This window comes from Marinococcus sp. LNHM4E3-1 (assembly GCF_056034405.1).
In genome coordinates this window covers 121,671-134,998 of the sequence record NZ_JBQLID010000001.1, presented here as the reverse complement: position 1 = coordinate 134,998, position 13,328 = coordinate 121,671, and the positions used below count along the sequence as shown (strand labels likewise).

15 protein-coding genes are annotated in these 13,328 nt (G+C 50.9%); all 15 read right to left on the bottom strand.

The annotated features are described in order from the left end of the window. Positions 1–41: 41 nt before the first annotated feature. Positions 42–1,187 carry a 1-deoxy-D-xylulose-5-phosphate reductoisomerase gene (locus ACTRXI_RS00710; RefSeq protein ID WP_474260542.1) on the bottom strand — a complete coding sequence of 382 codons (1,146 nt, stop codon included), beginning with the start codon at positions 1,185–1,187 and terminating at the stop codon, positions 42–44. A gap of 40 nt (positions 1,188–1,227) precedes the next feature. Beyond that, a complete protein-coding gene (locus ACTRXI_RS00705; protein ID WP_474260540.1) occupies positions 1,228–2,028 on the bottom strand; it encodes a phosphatidate cytidylyltransferase in 801 nt (266 codons plus the stop codon). Positions 2,029–2,049: 21 nt separating this feature from the next. After that, positions 2,050–2,811, bottom strand: a complete 762-nt coding sequence (locus ACTRXI_RS00700) for an isoprenyl transferase (RefSeq protein ID WP_474260830.1) — start codon at positions 2,809–2,811, stop codon at positions 2,050–2,052. Positions 2,812–3,038: 227 nt separating this feature from the next. Further along, positions 3,039–3,596: a ribosome recycling factor gene (gene frr / locus ACTRXI_RS00695; protein ID WP_322524692.1), complete on the bottom strand. Its 558-nt coding sequence runs from the start codon at positions 3,594–3,596 to the stop codon at positions 3,039–3,041. Then, positions 3,583–4,317 (bottom strand): UMP kinase, encoded by a 735-nt coding sequence (pyrH, locus tag ACTRXI_RS00690; protein WP_091610312.1) that lies wholly within the window; start codon positions 4,315–4,317, stop codon positions 3,583–3,585. The genes frr and pyrH overlap by 14 nt, the downstream gene beginning before the upstream one ends. A 123-nt stretch (positions 4,318–4,440) precedes the next feature. Further along, on the bottom strand, positions 4,441–5,322 hold the full coding sequence (tsf, locus tag ACTRXI_RS00685) for a translation elongation factor Ts (RefSeq protein ID WP_474260537.1): 882 nt from the start codon (positions 5,320–5,322) through the stop codon (positions 4,441–4,443). A 132-nt stretch (positions 5,323–5,454) separates the two neighbouring features. Next, on the bottom strand, positions 5,455–6,243 hold the full coding sequence (gene rpsB / locus ACTRXI_RS00680) for a 30S ribosomal protein S2 (RefSeq protein ID WP_091610308.1): 789 nt from the start codon (positions 6,241–6,243) through the stop codon (positions 5,455–5,457). Between the two features lie 155 nt (positions 6,244–6,398). Then, the gene (locus ACTRXI_RS00675) at positions 6,399–6,773 is read right to left on the bottom strand and encodes a DUF6115 domain-containing protein (protein ID WP_474260535.1); all 375 of its coding nucleotides are present in this window, start codon (positions 6,771–6,773) and stop codon (positions 6,399–6,401) included. A gap of 15 nt (positions 6,774–6,788) precedes the next feature. Continuing rightward, positions 6,789–7,562: a FliA/WhiG family RNA polymerase sigma factor gene (locus ACTRXI_RS00670; protein WP_474260533.1), complete on the bottom strand. Its 774-nt coding sequence runs from the start codon at positions 7,560–7,562 to the stop codon at positions 6,789–6,791. 15 nt (positions 7,563–7,577) lie between these two features. Next, entirely contained in the window at positions 7,578–8,081 is a 504-nt protein-coding gene (locus tag ACTRXI_RS00665; RefSeq protein ID WP_474260531.1) for a chemotaxis protein CheD, read from the bottom strand. Continuing rightward, complete coding sequence (locus ACTRXI_RS00660; protein WP_474260529.1) at positions 8,078–8,707, bottom strand: chemotaxis protein CheC; 630 nt, start codon at positions 8,705–8,707, stop codon at positions 8,078–8,080. The genes ACTRXI_RS00665 and ACTRXI_RS00660 overlap by 4 nt, the downstream gene beginning before the upstream one ends. Then, positions 8,704–9,333 carry a CheB methylesterase domain-containing protein gene (locus ACTRXI_RS00655; protein ID WP_474260527.1) on the bottom strand — a complete coding sequence of 210 codons (630 nt, stop codon included), beginning with the start codon at positions 9,331–9,333 and terminating at the stop codon, positions 8,704–8,706. Before ACTRXI_RS00655 ends, ACTRXI_RS00660 begins: the two co-directional genes overlap by 4 nt. A 16-nt stretch (positions 9,334–9,349) precedes the next feature. Next, positions 9,350–10,228 (bottom strand): MinD/ParA family protein, encoded by an 879-nt coding sequence (locus tag ACTRXI_RS00650; RefSeq protein WP_474260525.1) that lies wholly within the window; start codon positions 10,226–10,228, stop codon positions 9,350–9,352. Continuing rightward, positions 10,218–11,294, bottom strand: a complete 1,077-nt coding sequence (locus ACTRXI_RS00645) for a flagellar biosynthesis protein FlhF (protein WP_474260523.1) — start codon at positions 11,292–11,294, stop codon at positions 10,218–10,220. The genes ACTRXI_RS00650 and ACTRXI_RS00645 overlap by 11 nt, the downstream gene beginning before the upstream one ends. Continuing rightward, positions 11,291–13,324 carry a flagellar biosynthesis protein FlhA gene (flhA, locus tag ACTRXI_RS00640; protein WP_474260521.1) on the bottom strand — a complete coding sequence of 678 codons (2,034 nt, stop codon included), beginning with the start codon at positions 13,322–13,324 and terminating at the stop codon, positions 11,291–11,293. Before flhA ends, ACTRXI_RS00645 begins: the two co-directional genes overlap by 4 nt. Positions 13,325–13,328: the final 4 nt, after the last annotated feature.

The window sequence follows — 13,328 nt, the reverse complement described above, 5'->3', positions numbered from 1 at the left end:
TTTGCTCTTTCTTCCCATTATAGAGTGTTTGTGAAAGAACGTCACGTTAAAAGCGTCTGTACGTGTTCTCTTGTTTCCCGGTCCACACGTAAAATCGTGTCGAGGTCTGGATGTTCGATGCGCTCGTGGCGCAAAAGTGCCTCTTCCACAGCAGTTTCAATTTCAAGAAAAGCACACTGGCTGTTTAAAAACATCGCCACCGCCTGTTCATTGGCTGCGTTCAGCACCGTTCCCATGGAGCCTCCGGCTCTGCCAGCATCGTAGGCCAGCCGGAGGCTGCGGTAGCGTTCAAAATCAGGCGGCTGAAAATGCAGAGTGCCTATTTCCCACAGGTTCAGCGATTCCTTGGCCGGATAGTCAAGCCGCTCCGGGTAGGTCATGGCGTACTGAATCGGCACGCGCATGTCCGGCAGCCCGAGCTGGGCAATTACACTTGTATCCTGATACTCGACGAGCGAGTGAATAATGCTTTCTTTATGAAGCAGCACATCTATACGGTCGTAGGGAATACCGAACAGCCAGTGGGCTTCGATCACTTCAAAGCCTTTGTTCATCATCGTAGCCGAGTCGATCGTAATTTTGGCTCCCATGCTCCAGTTCGGGTGGTTTAAGGCATCCTCCACCGTAACTCCGTCAAGATCGCTGCGTGAATAGTCCCGGAAGCTGCCTCCTGAAGCAGTCAAAATCAGGCGGCTCACTTCCTTTAGCTCGTTTCCTTCCAGGCACTGGGCGATCGCCGAATGCTCGCTGTCAACCGGCAGCAGGCGTACGCCGTGCTCCTTTGCTTTTTCCATTACAAGATGGCCGGCGGTGACGAGCGTCTCTTTATTGGCAATACCGATATCCACCCGGTTTTCGATTGCCCGAAGCGTCGGCTCAAGTCCCATGCTGCCGCTGACCGCGTTCATCAGAAAGTCACAGGAGCTGCCCGCAATTTCCATGAGGCCGTCGTGACCCCAGACGATACGCATGCGCCCGCCGTATTCCGCCTGAAGCGTTTCGGCATCTTCCTTTGTATGAACTGCCGCAATTTCAGGTGAAAATTCTTCAATCTGCTTTCGTACGAGATCCACGTTTCTGCCGGCAGCAATCGCCGTTATCCGGAACCGTTCCGGATGCAGACGGACAACGTCGAGCGTCTGTGTACCGATGGATCCGGTGGACCCAAGCAATGCTATTCGTTTCATGGTTTAAACTCCTTTAGGTTGGCAGCCTGCGTCTGAGGCATTAACCGAAAAAATAGAAAAAATGAAGCAGGGGCATAACAAAAATCAGGCTGTCGAAACGGTCCAAAATGCCGCCGTGACCGGGAAGAATATTTCCGGAATCCTTAACAGCATAGTGGCGTTTCAGCGCCGATTCCACCAGGTCCCCGAGCTGGCCGAAGATGGATGTCACTACGATAAAAGCGCTCATTATCAGGTAAGAGTCGAATACCGGGTATACCGCTTCAAAGATGAAGCCGACAATAAACGCCGCGACAAGCCCCCCGACAAATCCTTCGATCGTTTTTTTCGGACTGATCTCCGGCCAGGGCCGGTGGCGCCCGAAATTCTTTCCAATAAAATATGCCCCGGAATCGGTTGCCCAGATTAAAAATAAAATCAAAATGACAACGGCAAGGCCGATGTCCGGCAGCTGGCGGATCATAATTAAACTGTGAAACCCGTACCCTATGTACACAGAGGATAAAATGACGAAGCCTGCTTCATCAAAGGTAAAGGAGTTTTTAGTAACTACTGTTAATGCAAGCAGGCCCAGAATCATCGTTAAAAAAATCTCTGTTTTCGTTATATGCTGCAAAAACGGAAAGTCCAGCCATTCTGTGGGCACGAGCAGTATCCACATAAAGCCCATGCTGATTAAACCCCGGAAGGACAGCAGCGGGATCCGTTTCATGCGCATTATTTCAAACATGGCGACAGAAGCAAGCAAAGCAATCAAAAGAGTAAACCATTCGCGGCCCACAAATACAATCGCCAAGACGAGTACTGCTCCGATAAGACCGGTCATCGCCCGCAATCCCATACAAGACCTCCCCTTCAGTCGTTAAACGCCTCCGTACCTGCGTTTTCTCTGCTGATATTCTATGACAGCCTCTGCCAGGCCGTCTTCATTAAAATCCGGCCAGAGCGTTTCGGTAAACCAAAATTCCGCATAAGCTAACTGCCACAGCATAAAATTGCTCAGCCGGATTTCGCCGCTTGTGCGAATCAGCAGGTCAGGGTCCGGGATCTGGTTCGTGTACAGCCGGTTGGTGATTAATTCTTCATCGATGGCATCTGCTTTCATCCGCCCCTCTTCCACATCCCGGGCGAGCTCCTGCACGACATGGACAAGCTCGTGCCGCCCGCCGTAGTTAAGGGCAAAGTTTAAAACAATGCCGGTGTTTTCAGCTGTGGCATCCACGGCCTCCTGCACAGCCTGCAGCGTATGGTCCGGCAGCTTGTCCGCATCCCCCATCATCCGCACCTGGACATTGTTTTTCATCAGCTTGGGCAGTTCCTTAGCCAAAAACCGCTCCGGCAGTTGCATAAGAAAATTCACTTCTGATTTCGGCCGCTTCCAGTTTTCGGTGGAAAAAGCGTATAGCGTTAAATACTTTATCCCGAGCTCGTGCGCTTTTTCCACGACCTTCGTGATCGCCTTCATACCTTCGCGGTGGCCGGCTACACGGGGCAGGCCTCTTTTTTTTGCCCACCGGCCGTTACCATCCATAATAATAGCCACATGGTCAGGCGTATTCACTTTCACTGCCGTGGTGTTCGCCTCCGCCCATGGATTTATTTGATTAAATAGTCGATCGTTCATAACGAGGGCACCAGCCTTTTCCCCTTTGTCTATTTTATATGGCGCGTGTTCAATCAATTCCATATAAAAACCGTTCCTGCCTCAGCATTGTTGAAGAACGGAAAGCAGTATATCTGTTTATGTTTTCTCCCCGGCAGTGTACATGACTCCTGCCGGTTTTATTCTTACAAAAAAACCCTCTTGAGTGCAGAGGGTTCCAGTCTGTTCCTATTGTAACTCGATTCGCATCAAACTTCCATAACTTCTTTTTCTTTTTGTTCCGCTGCCTGATCCACCTGGCCGATGTATTTATCGGTTGCTTTTTGCACCTGCTCCTGCTCACGCTTCAAATCATCTTCGGTGATTTCATTATTTTTTTCATCTTTTTTCAGCGTATCGTTGGCATCGCGGCGAATGTTGCGGATAGCCACCCGTGCTTCTTCCGCGTACTTGTTAATCAGCTTCGTCATTTCCTTGCGGCGGTCTTCTGTCATCGCCGGAATTGGAATGCGGATTACTTCGCCGTCGTTACTCGGATTCAGGCCGAGCTCCGCCTTCTGGATCCCTTTTTCCACGTCCTTGATGGAGCTTTTGTCAAACGGCGTCACAACGAGCAGGCGCCCTTCCGGCACTGTAATCGTTGCAAGCTGCTGAAGCGGCACCTCGGCACCGTAGTAATCAACTACGACCCGGTCGAGCATGGAAGCGTTTGCCCTCCCTGTACGCAGTGTGGCAAGCTCGCGGCTTAAAGACTCCACTGATTTTTTCATTTTCTCTTCTGTTGCTTTTATATCATGAGCCATCATTGTTCCTCCTTATAATTGTTCCAATGTCTTCTCCCATTACTGCTTTCTTGATGTTTCCTTCTTCCATAATCGAAAATACGAGAAGCGGGATGTTGTTGTCCATACAAAGCGTCGATGCCGTCGAATCCATCACTTTCAGGTCATGATTTAAAATGTCCAGATAAGTGAGCGACTGGTACTTTTTAGCGTCCGCATTTGCGGATGGGTCTGAGTCATATACCCCGTCCACTTTGTTTTTAGCCATCAAAATGATGTCAGCTTCGATCTCTGCAGCCCGAAGTGCCGCAGTCGTATCGGTTGAAAAGTAAGGATTCCCGGTCCCGGCCGCAAAAATGACTACCCGTTTTTTCTCTAAATGGCGGATGGCTTTGCGGCGGATGTACGGCTCGGCCACCTGTCTCATTTCTATGGATGTCTGCACTCTTGTAGGAATTTCAATGTCTTCAAGGCTGTCCTGGAGCGCAAGCGAATTCATGACTGTGGCGAGCATGCCCATATAGTCAGCAGTAGCCCGGTCCATTCCTTTCGAGCTTCCGGCCATGCCTCTCCATATGTTCCCCCCGCCGACGACAATCACTACCTCTGTTCCCAATTCTACTATCTCACCAATTTGAGAAGCAATAGACTGAATGACTTCCGGATCAATACCGTAGCCCTGCTGGCCTGCTAATGCTTCTCCGCTCAACTTCAACACAACGCGATTGTATCTCTCCATCGTCATGAACCCCGCCTTTATATTATGTATCGCAGAAGCGCTGCGGCTTCTGCCCTGATTTTGCTTTCAGAAAAAAGGAGAGCCTACGGACCCTAGAGGATTCGATATGGACTCTCCCATACTGCCGATTTATTTCTTCACCTGGTTCATTACTTCGTCTGCAAAGTTTTCGTCGCGTTTTTCCATGCCTTCGCCTACTTCATAGCGGACAAATGTGCGAACGGAAGCGCCCTTGCTTTTCAGGTAGTCGCCTACTTTTTGGTCAGTATCCTTTACAAATTCCTGATCGAGCAGGCAGATTTGTTCAAAGTACTTGCCAATACGGCCTTCCACCATTTTTTCAACGATGTTTTCCGGCTTGCCTTCGTTCAGCGCCTGCTGCTTCAACAGTTCACGCTCACTGTCCGCTTCTTCCTTCGGAACATCTTCGCGGGAAACGTATTTCGGGCTGATAGCCGCTACATGCATCGCAACGTCTTTGGCAAGATCGCTGTCTTCTGTGTTTTCAAGAACCGTCAGCACGCCGATGCGTCCGCCCATGTGAAGATAAGCGCCGAATGCGTCACCGTCGTTTTTCTCTGCAAGCAGAAAACGGCGAAGGGAAATTTTCTCCCCGATACGTGCGATCTGGTCGTTAATATAACGCTCAAGCGTTACTCCGCTTTCGATTTCACCTGCGAGTGCCGCCTCAACGTCAGCCGGCTGTTCATTCAGAAGGTACGTGGAAACGTCCGCGACGAGCTGCTTAAACAATTCGTTTTTCGCAACGAAATCTGTTTCAGCGTTCACTTCCACAATCACTGCTTTGTTTCCTTCATACGTTGCGTACGTAAGGCCTTCTGCTGCTACACGGTCAGATTTTTTCGCTGCTTTGGAAATACCTTTTTCCCGCAGGTAGTTGACCGCTTCTTCCATGTTACCGTCTGTTTCGTTGAGTGCTTTTTTGCAGTCCATCATACCTGCACCTGTTTTTTCACGCAGTTCTTTTACCATGCTTGCTGTTACAGCCATTTAAATTCCTCCTTCGATTTTTCCATGCATAAACGCTTAAGCGCTATTTTTCAAGAAAAAGGGTGATAAAGGGTTTTTCCCTTTTACCACCCTTCGCGTCAGGCCTGGGCCCGTTATATTTATGCAGAGAGCTTACTGGTTTGAAACGCTCTCTTCTTCTGTGTTTCCTTCTTCTTCCGCTGCGGCTGCTTCCTGTTCTTTTTCCTGGGCAGCTGCCTGCTCACGGGCTTTTTCTTCTGCGCCCTGGGTTGCTTCGATAACAGCATCGGCCATTTTTCCTGTAAGGAGACGAACGGCACGGATAGCGTCGTCGTTACCCGGGATCAGCTTGTCGATCTCGTCCGGATCACAGTTAGTGTCCACGATCGAGATGATCGGAATGTTCAATTTGTGAGCTTCTGCCACCGCGATGCGCTCTTTGCGCGGATCGATAATAAACAGGGCATCCGGAAGCTTGTTCATATCTTTAATGCCGCCAAGTACTTTTTCGAGACGGTCTTTTTCTTTGTTTAACAGCATAACTTCTTTTTTCGGAAGAATGTCAAAGGTACCGTCTTCTTCCATTTTTTCAAGGTCTTTCAAGCGGGCAATCCGTTTACGGATCGTTGCGAAGTTCGTTAACGTACCGCCTAACCAACGCTGGTTAATGTAGTACATGTTCGAACGGATCGCTTCATCGCGAACAGAGTCCTGCGCCTGTTTTTTCGTTCCGACGAAAAGGATTTTGCCTCCGTCTTCTGCAATGCTGCGTACATATTTGTACGCTTCTTCCACTTTACGTACCGTTTTTTGAAGGTCAATGATATAAATACCATTACGCTCCGTGAAAATATAACGGCTCATTTTAGGGTTCCAGCGACGAGTCTGGTGACCGAAGTGCACCCCTGCTTCAAGCAACTGTTTCATAGAAATAACAGCCATAAAATAATTCCTCCTTAGGTTTTTTCCACCGCAAGCGTCATGTCTGTGCAAAACTTTCCATGCGGAAAGCACCTCTGCACAAATCAGCTGTTGCGTGTGTTTTTAACACCAACACGTAATATACCATACGTGTCTGCAGGACGCAATGTTAAAGCTTATTTTTCCTGCATCTGCAAAAACAGATGAACCTCCCGCTGGCCGATCGACAGCGTCTTTGCGATATCCTTTTCCTTCCATCCATCTTTGTATAACATTATAACACGGTTCATCATCGATTCCTTCGGCGCTGCTTCATCCATCTCCGGTACCGGCTCAGCTGTTTCCATTTCTTCCGCTGGAAGCTCCCCGCCCTCCCACTCGGCGCGGAGACGTTCATTGTCGCGTTTCATTTCGTCGGTGTAATAGATTAAAAGCTGCTCGATTTCCTTCTTATCATTTTTTACCGCCTGCAGCTCACGCACGATGAATTGGTGCTTTATCCATAAAGCGCCGGCGGCCATCAGGGCGAGCAGACTGAATATTAGAGACATGGGCCTTCTCCTTTCTTACGTTCTTTCCTCCGTCTGTTTCAAATACTGGCGCAGCCGGAAGAGTGCTTTGGAATGGATTTGTGAAATTCTTGACGTGGACAGGGACAAAATATGACCGATTTCGGTTAACGTCATTTCCTCCAGGTAAAAAAGAGAAACGACCTTCTGCTCCTTCTCCGGCAGATTCGCTATTGCTTCGCCGAGCTCGTGCAGGGAGGCCTGATCCGTAAGCATTTCCTCCGGGGACGGGGCGTTGTGATCCACGATGGCCCCGCGGTACGTTTCATCACGCTCGCCGTCCGGCGTCGCCTCATCCATGGAAAGCATATGCACGAAATAGTTTTCGGCAATCACCTTCGATACTTCCGAAGACTTCATATCCAGCTCTTCGCCAATCTCCCGGTCCGAGACAAAGCGTCCCTTTTTCTGTTCGAGCCATTCAGCTGTTTCTTCAATTTTCTTCGTTTTTTCCCGTAGAGAACGCGGCATCCAGTCTTCCTGGCGGAGACCGTCAATAATCGCTCCACGGATCCGGAACGAGGCGTATGTATCAAATTTCAAATCCCTGGACAGGTCGAATTTTTTCATCGCATCATACAGGCCCATCAGCCCGTGACTTACAAGATCCTCCCGGTTCACATTTTTCGGAAGCGTCGCTGCGATGCGCTGAACGTGATAATGAACAAGGGGCATATAAATGTCGACTAGTTGGTCGGCCGCCGTGTCGTCATAATTATCCAGCCATTTCTCCCAAATCTCCTGATGAGCATGTGCTGTCGATCTACTCATGTAATTTCCCCCTGTTCATATTATTATTGGTTCTCCTCCGGTCGGCTTGATCCGGAGAACTCCTGTGGCCACGTCAAACTCTATCGTTCTGCCAATGTGACCGCCTGTTTCCTCTGCTTTAAGCGGCACAGACCGTCCGGCAAGCATTTCTTTTGCTGCTTCGACATTTCGTTTTCCAATATGCAGATGATCGGTCTGAAACTGAAACATTCTTGCACCCCCGGCAAGCTTTGCTTCGAGCGAAGCAATTGGAATACGCCGTCCTTCAAAGCCGGCAAATGCTTTTTGTAAAGCCGCATCGGTGTACTTCGCTTCGTTAATATGCTGGCCTTCTCTTGCCATGGAGGATGACGGAAGCATCGCATGGATCAGGCAGGCATACTGGTGGCGGAGCGAGTAAATGACTATACCTACACAGGAACCAAGTCCGCTCGTAGTGAGAGTATCGCCGCCCCCGCCCCACTGCATATCAGCCATTGCCACTTTTATCTTCGCTTGTTTAATTTCCGTATTTTTCATTCCCCGCCCTCCTGTACTCCGAGAGAGGCAAAAATTTTCGGAAGCGAGTGGGCGTCCGGAATCATAAAAAAACGGCCGGCCATCTGCGAGTGATTCTCTCCTTTTGTCATGTTCGTATCGATCATGATCGCTTCGTCCCCTTCAAGGCCTGCTTCGATAAGCCCCTCGCTCAAAAGCGCTCCAATCATATCCACCGCAGACGAAGGGACCGTCGGCATCATATAAAGGCCGGTGAAATCGGAGAGAGCCGATAAATAAGAGCCTGCCAGAATATTTGTTAATTCGCACACTGCCGACTCAAGCAGCTCCTGCTCATTTTCCGGCGTGTACGGCAGATTCCAGCTTTGCACAAGCGACCTTCCCACTGCCTGCATCTCCTCCGGCTCGAGCACAAAAAATATGCTGCCGCTGACGTGGCCCGCGATGCGGAGAAACGTAACCGCCGCTACTTTTTCTTCCCCGCCCGCTGCTTCAAGCAGCTCCGGAAACGGTACCATCTGCACCGAAGGCACGCTGATCTGGACCGGCGTTTTCAGGAGGGAGGACAGTGCCGTAGCAGCATTGCCGCCCCCTATGGTTCCGATTTCCTTTAATATATCGAGCTCTACGTCTCGTGCGCCCATCATTTCACCTCTCCTTCATATGCAGTAGTTTGTACCAGCCGCCCGATCCGCTCTCCAATCGCATAAAGCGGGAGGATTTCATCGATGACGCCAGCCTGCAGCGCTGCCCGGGGCATCCCGTAGACAACAGCTGTTTCTTCTGATTCGGCGACTGCATAAAGTTCCGTCGCCGCTTTTAGCTTTTTTAATCCGTATGTACCATCATTACCCATCCCGGTTAGAATAACAGCGAGTACACGCAGACCTCCTAATTCGGCAAGAGAAGCAAGCAGAATATCCACCGACGGATGATAACGGTCGCCCATTTTGCTTTCACTGACTGCTGTTACCAGCCGGCCTCCTTTTCGCCGGACTTCAAGCTGCCGGCCTCCAGGAGCAATATAAACGGTTCCTTTCTGCAGTGCTCCTCCTTCCCCGGCTTCTTTTACACTCCAGCTGTAGTCGCGGTTCAGCCTGTCGGCAAGCGACCTTGTGAATCCGGGCGGCATATGCTGCACAATCAGAATCGGAAGTTCGACCGTTTCGGGCATCGAACGGAAAAGCTCATGCAAAGCTGCGGGACCGCCTGTGGACGTTCCGATCACCAGCAGATCCCAGCGTCCCGGTTTCCCGGGGGATTGAATGTTCATATACTCAGACTCCGTTCTACGTGCGGGCAGAAGCGAACAACCGCTGCTTCATCCCTGTAATAAAATGCCGAAACGGCGCACCGTCCGTTTTTGCAGACTGTTCCTTCTTCCACAGCCCTGCTGCAATCTGCTTCATGCTCTGGGCCGCACGGCTGTCAGGATACGCTATCACAAGCGGTGTCTGCTCCATGACTGCCCTGCTTACTTTAGGATCATTTGGCACCATGGGCAGCATAACAAGCTGCATGCTGAGAAAACGTTCACACACAGTTATTAATTTCTGTGCGGCTGCCCGGCCGTCTTTTTTCTGCTCCACCCGGTTAATAACAGCCGCAAATGGAAAATCGCTTTTGTGGGAGCGGATGTATTTCATCATGGCGTAACCATCCATGAGCGCCGTCGGCTCAGGGGTTGTTACAAGAATTCCGCGTTCGGTCGTCGTAATCAGGTGCATATGATTTTCGTTCAGCCCTGCCCCCATATCAAAAATAATAAAATCAAATTCGCCTTCAAGCAGCTGCAGCTGTTCGTAAAACCGCTGCTTATGCTCCTCCTCCATATGAAAGACACCGGAAAGGCCCGAACCTCCCGCAATCCATTGCACACCGGAAGGACCGGACTGAATCAATTCAAAAATACTTTTATTTTCCGTGAACATTTCCTGAAACGGCAGAAGGGGCGTATACCCGAGCAGAATATCAAGGTTGGCCATGCCGGTGTCCATATCAATCAACAGCACCTCTGCACCAGCTTCTGCCAGGGAAATGGCCACGTTCAGGGAAACATTAGATTTGCCGACGCCCCCTTTTCCGCTTACTACCGACAACACTCTCGTCTGCCTGCGGCCCCGTTTCTGCATCTGAGCGCGCAGGCTTTCAGCCTGATCATTTTTCACCGAGTGTCCCCCCTGCTATTTTTGCTGCGAGCCATTTGTTGTCCGCGGGCTCAATGTCCTCCGGCACTTCCTGGCCCGTAGTGACAAATGCCACCCGGAGCGAGAATTCATCAATAATATTCAGAAGCGCTCCAAAGGACGTGGTTTCATCTGTTTTCGTGATAATAACTTCGTTTGATATATAGGGAAGAAATTTTTCAGCGACTTCCTTCATGTCTTTATATTTAGCCGTCAGAGACAGCACGAGCACGGTTTTAATCGGCTCTCCCGCCGGCAGCAGCCGCTGCGCGTCTTCCACCGTCTGTTCATGCAGAAAATTTCTTCCTGCTGAATCAATGAGCACATAATCATGCTCTCCGGACTGGGCCACTGCCTCCCTGTAATCTGCCTGGTCGTAAATAACATGCACCGGCGCTTCCATGATGGAGGCGTACGTATTCAGCTGTTCGACTGCTCCCATGCGGAAGGTGTCTGTAGTAAAAAAGGCAATGGACTTTTTTCTGCGGAGCATTTCCCGGGCGCCGAGCTTGGCAAGCGTCGTCGTTTTTCCGACGCCGGTCTGGCCGACCAGCTGAATCATCCGGGACGGCTTTGCTTCAACGCGGGGATGCCGGTCCTCCAGCCACTCTTCTATGCAGGCTTCGAGTACGGCTGATTTTGGCCGGCTGGCCTTTTCTGCGTACCATTTCTCCATAAACCGGTTCATCAGCTCTTCTTCCACCCGTTCGTTTACCTCCTGTGCCTTTAAGGCAGCGGCTACGGACTGAAAAGGAGCCGGCGCTGAAGCAGGAAGCACTCCCGGCGTTTTTTCCGGCGCCTGCACAGCCTTAGCCTCTTTCGGCGCGACCGGCTTTACGGCTTCTGCCGGAGGCGTACGCTCTTTTTTGCGGGGCGGGGCGTCATCGATACCTGCGTAAACTTCGAGCTTGTTCACGGACTTAAGCCCAAACCATCTTCTGACTTTCACCGGTCTTGAATGCAGAATAACCGCTTCATCCCCAAAGTCCTTCCGTACTTTCGCTACCGCTTCCGGCATCGAATCCGCTGTAATTTTTTTCATTCTCATTCATTATTCACCACCCCGACGCTTTGGATTTCTATGGAAGGCTCCAGTTCGTTATAGGATAATACCGGCATCTGGGGAAAAAACCGCTCAATCAGCTGACGTACATGCATGCGCACAGCCGGAGAACAGAGAATAACCGGTGTTTTCCCGATATTCATCAACTGCTCGGCCTCTGCACCGATACGCTGAACCACCCGCTGGGACTCGTTTGGATCCATCGCCAGATAATTACCGCTTTCGGTCTGCTGCAGGGCATCGGCAATTTTCTTTTCAATGCCGCCGCTGAGTGTAACGACCTGCAGCAGTTCTTCTCCGTCCGCATACTGCTTCGATATCTGTCTCGACAGTGCCTGCCGTACATACTCTGTCACAATCTCCATGTCCCTGGTCATCGTGCCGTATTCCGCCAGCGCTTCAAAAATAGTTGGCATATTCCGGATGGATACCCCTTCCCGGAGCAGCTTGGCCAGCACCTTCTGCACATCCCCAATCGTAAGCGTTGAAGGAGTTACTTCTTCGGCCAGCGTCGGATACGTTTCCTTCAGATGATCGATCAGCTGCTTTGTCTCCTCGCGACCGAGCAGCTCATGGGCATGCGTTTTAATGACTTCGGTTAGATGCGTGCTGACGACCGACGGCGGATCCACCACCGTGTACCCAGCGTCTTCAGCAATATCGCGCTCTTCTTCCGGAATCCAGAGGGCAGGAAGCCCGAATGCCGGCTCTGTCGTTTCGATGCCGTCAATCGGCTCTTCAGCCCCGGTGCCCATCGCCATATAATGGTCCATGTACAGCTCGCCCCGGGCGATTTCGCTGCCCCGCATGCGCACGACGTACTCTCCCGGCTGCAGCTGGATGTTGTCACGAATCCGTATCACCGGCACGATCATCCCGAGCTCAAGCGCCAGCTGGCGCCGGATCATCACGACCCGGTCAAGCAGGTCGCCTCCCTGTTTCGCATCCGCAAGAGGAATGAGGTTATAGCCAAATTCAAACTCGATCGGATCTACATCCAGCAGCTGCATCACGCTGTCCTGTGAACGCAGATCCTCCTCCTGCGCTTCTTCGGTTTCATGCACCGCTGCCTGCTCCTCCTGAAGCACTGTCTGCCTGATGGTAAAGCCGATAGCAGCCATCGCACCGGCAATGCAGGTGGTCAAAAAGAAGTTGATTGGCGTGAACACACCAAGTAAAAAGATGGCGCCCGCTGCCACAAACAGCATTGGTGGAAAGGCAAACAGCTGCTTTGTAATATCGTGGCCGAGGTTACCTTCGGACGCCGCCCGTGTCACGACAATACCCGTTGCTGTGGAAATAAGCAGCGCAGGTATCTGACTGACCAGGCCGTCGCCGACGGTAAGAAGCGTAAAGGTATTCGCAGCGGTGCCGATATCCATGCCGTGCTCGGTCATGCCGATCACAAGACCAAAAATAACGTTAATAATGACAATGACAATTCCTGCGATGGCATCCCCTTTTACAAACTTGCTCGCCCCGTCCATCGAACCGTAAAAGTCCGCTTCCTGTTCAATTTTCTCCCGGCGCGCTTTGGCCTGCTGTTCGGAAATAACTCCCGCATTCAGGTCGGCATCGATGCTCATTTGCTTTCCCGGCATCGCGTCGAGGGTAAAGCGGGCTCCAACCTCCGACACCCGTTCTGCCCCTTTAACGATAACGACAAATTGAATGACAACAAGAATCACGAAAACCACCAGGCCGACAAAGGCGCTCCCCTGCACCACAAAGCTTCCGAACGTTTCGATGACGTTGCCTGCTTCGGCATTGCTTAAAATGGAACGGGTTGTTGAAACATTCAGCCCGAGCCGGAACAGCGTCACAAGCAGAAGCAGTGTAGGAAAGATGCTGAATTCGAGCGGCTCCTTCGTATTCATCGCCACGAGAATAACCAGAAGCGCCAGGGAAATATTGGCCATGATTAAGATGTCTAAAATAAATGTCGGCAGCGGGATGATCAGCATAATAACAATCAATATAACGCCGAGCAGCACTGATAGTTCTCTAAATCCCATAACG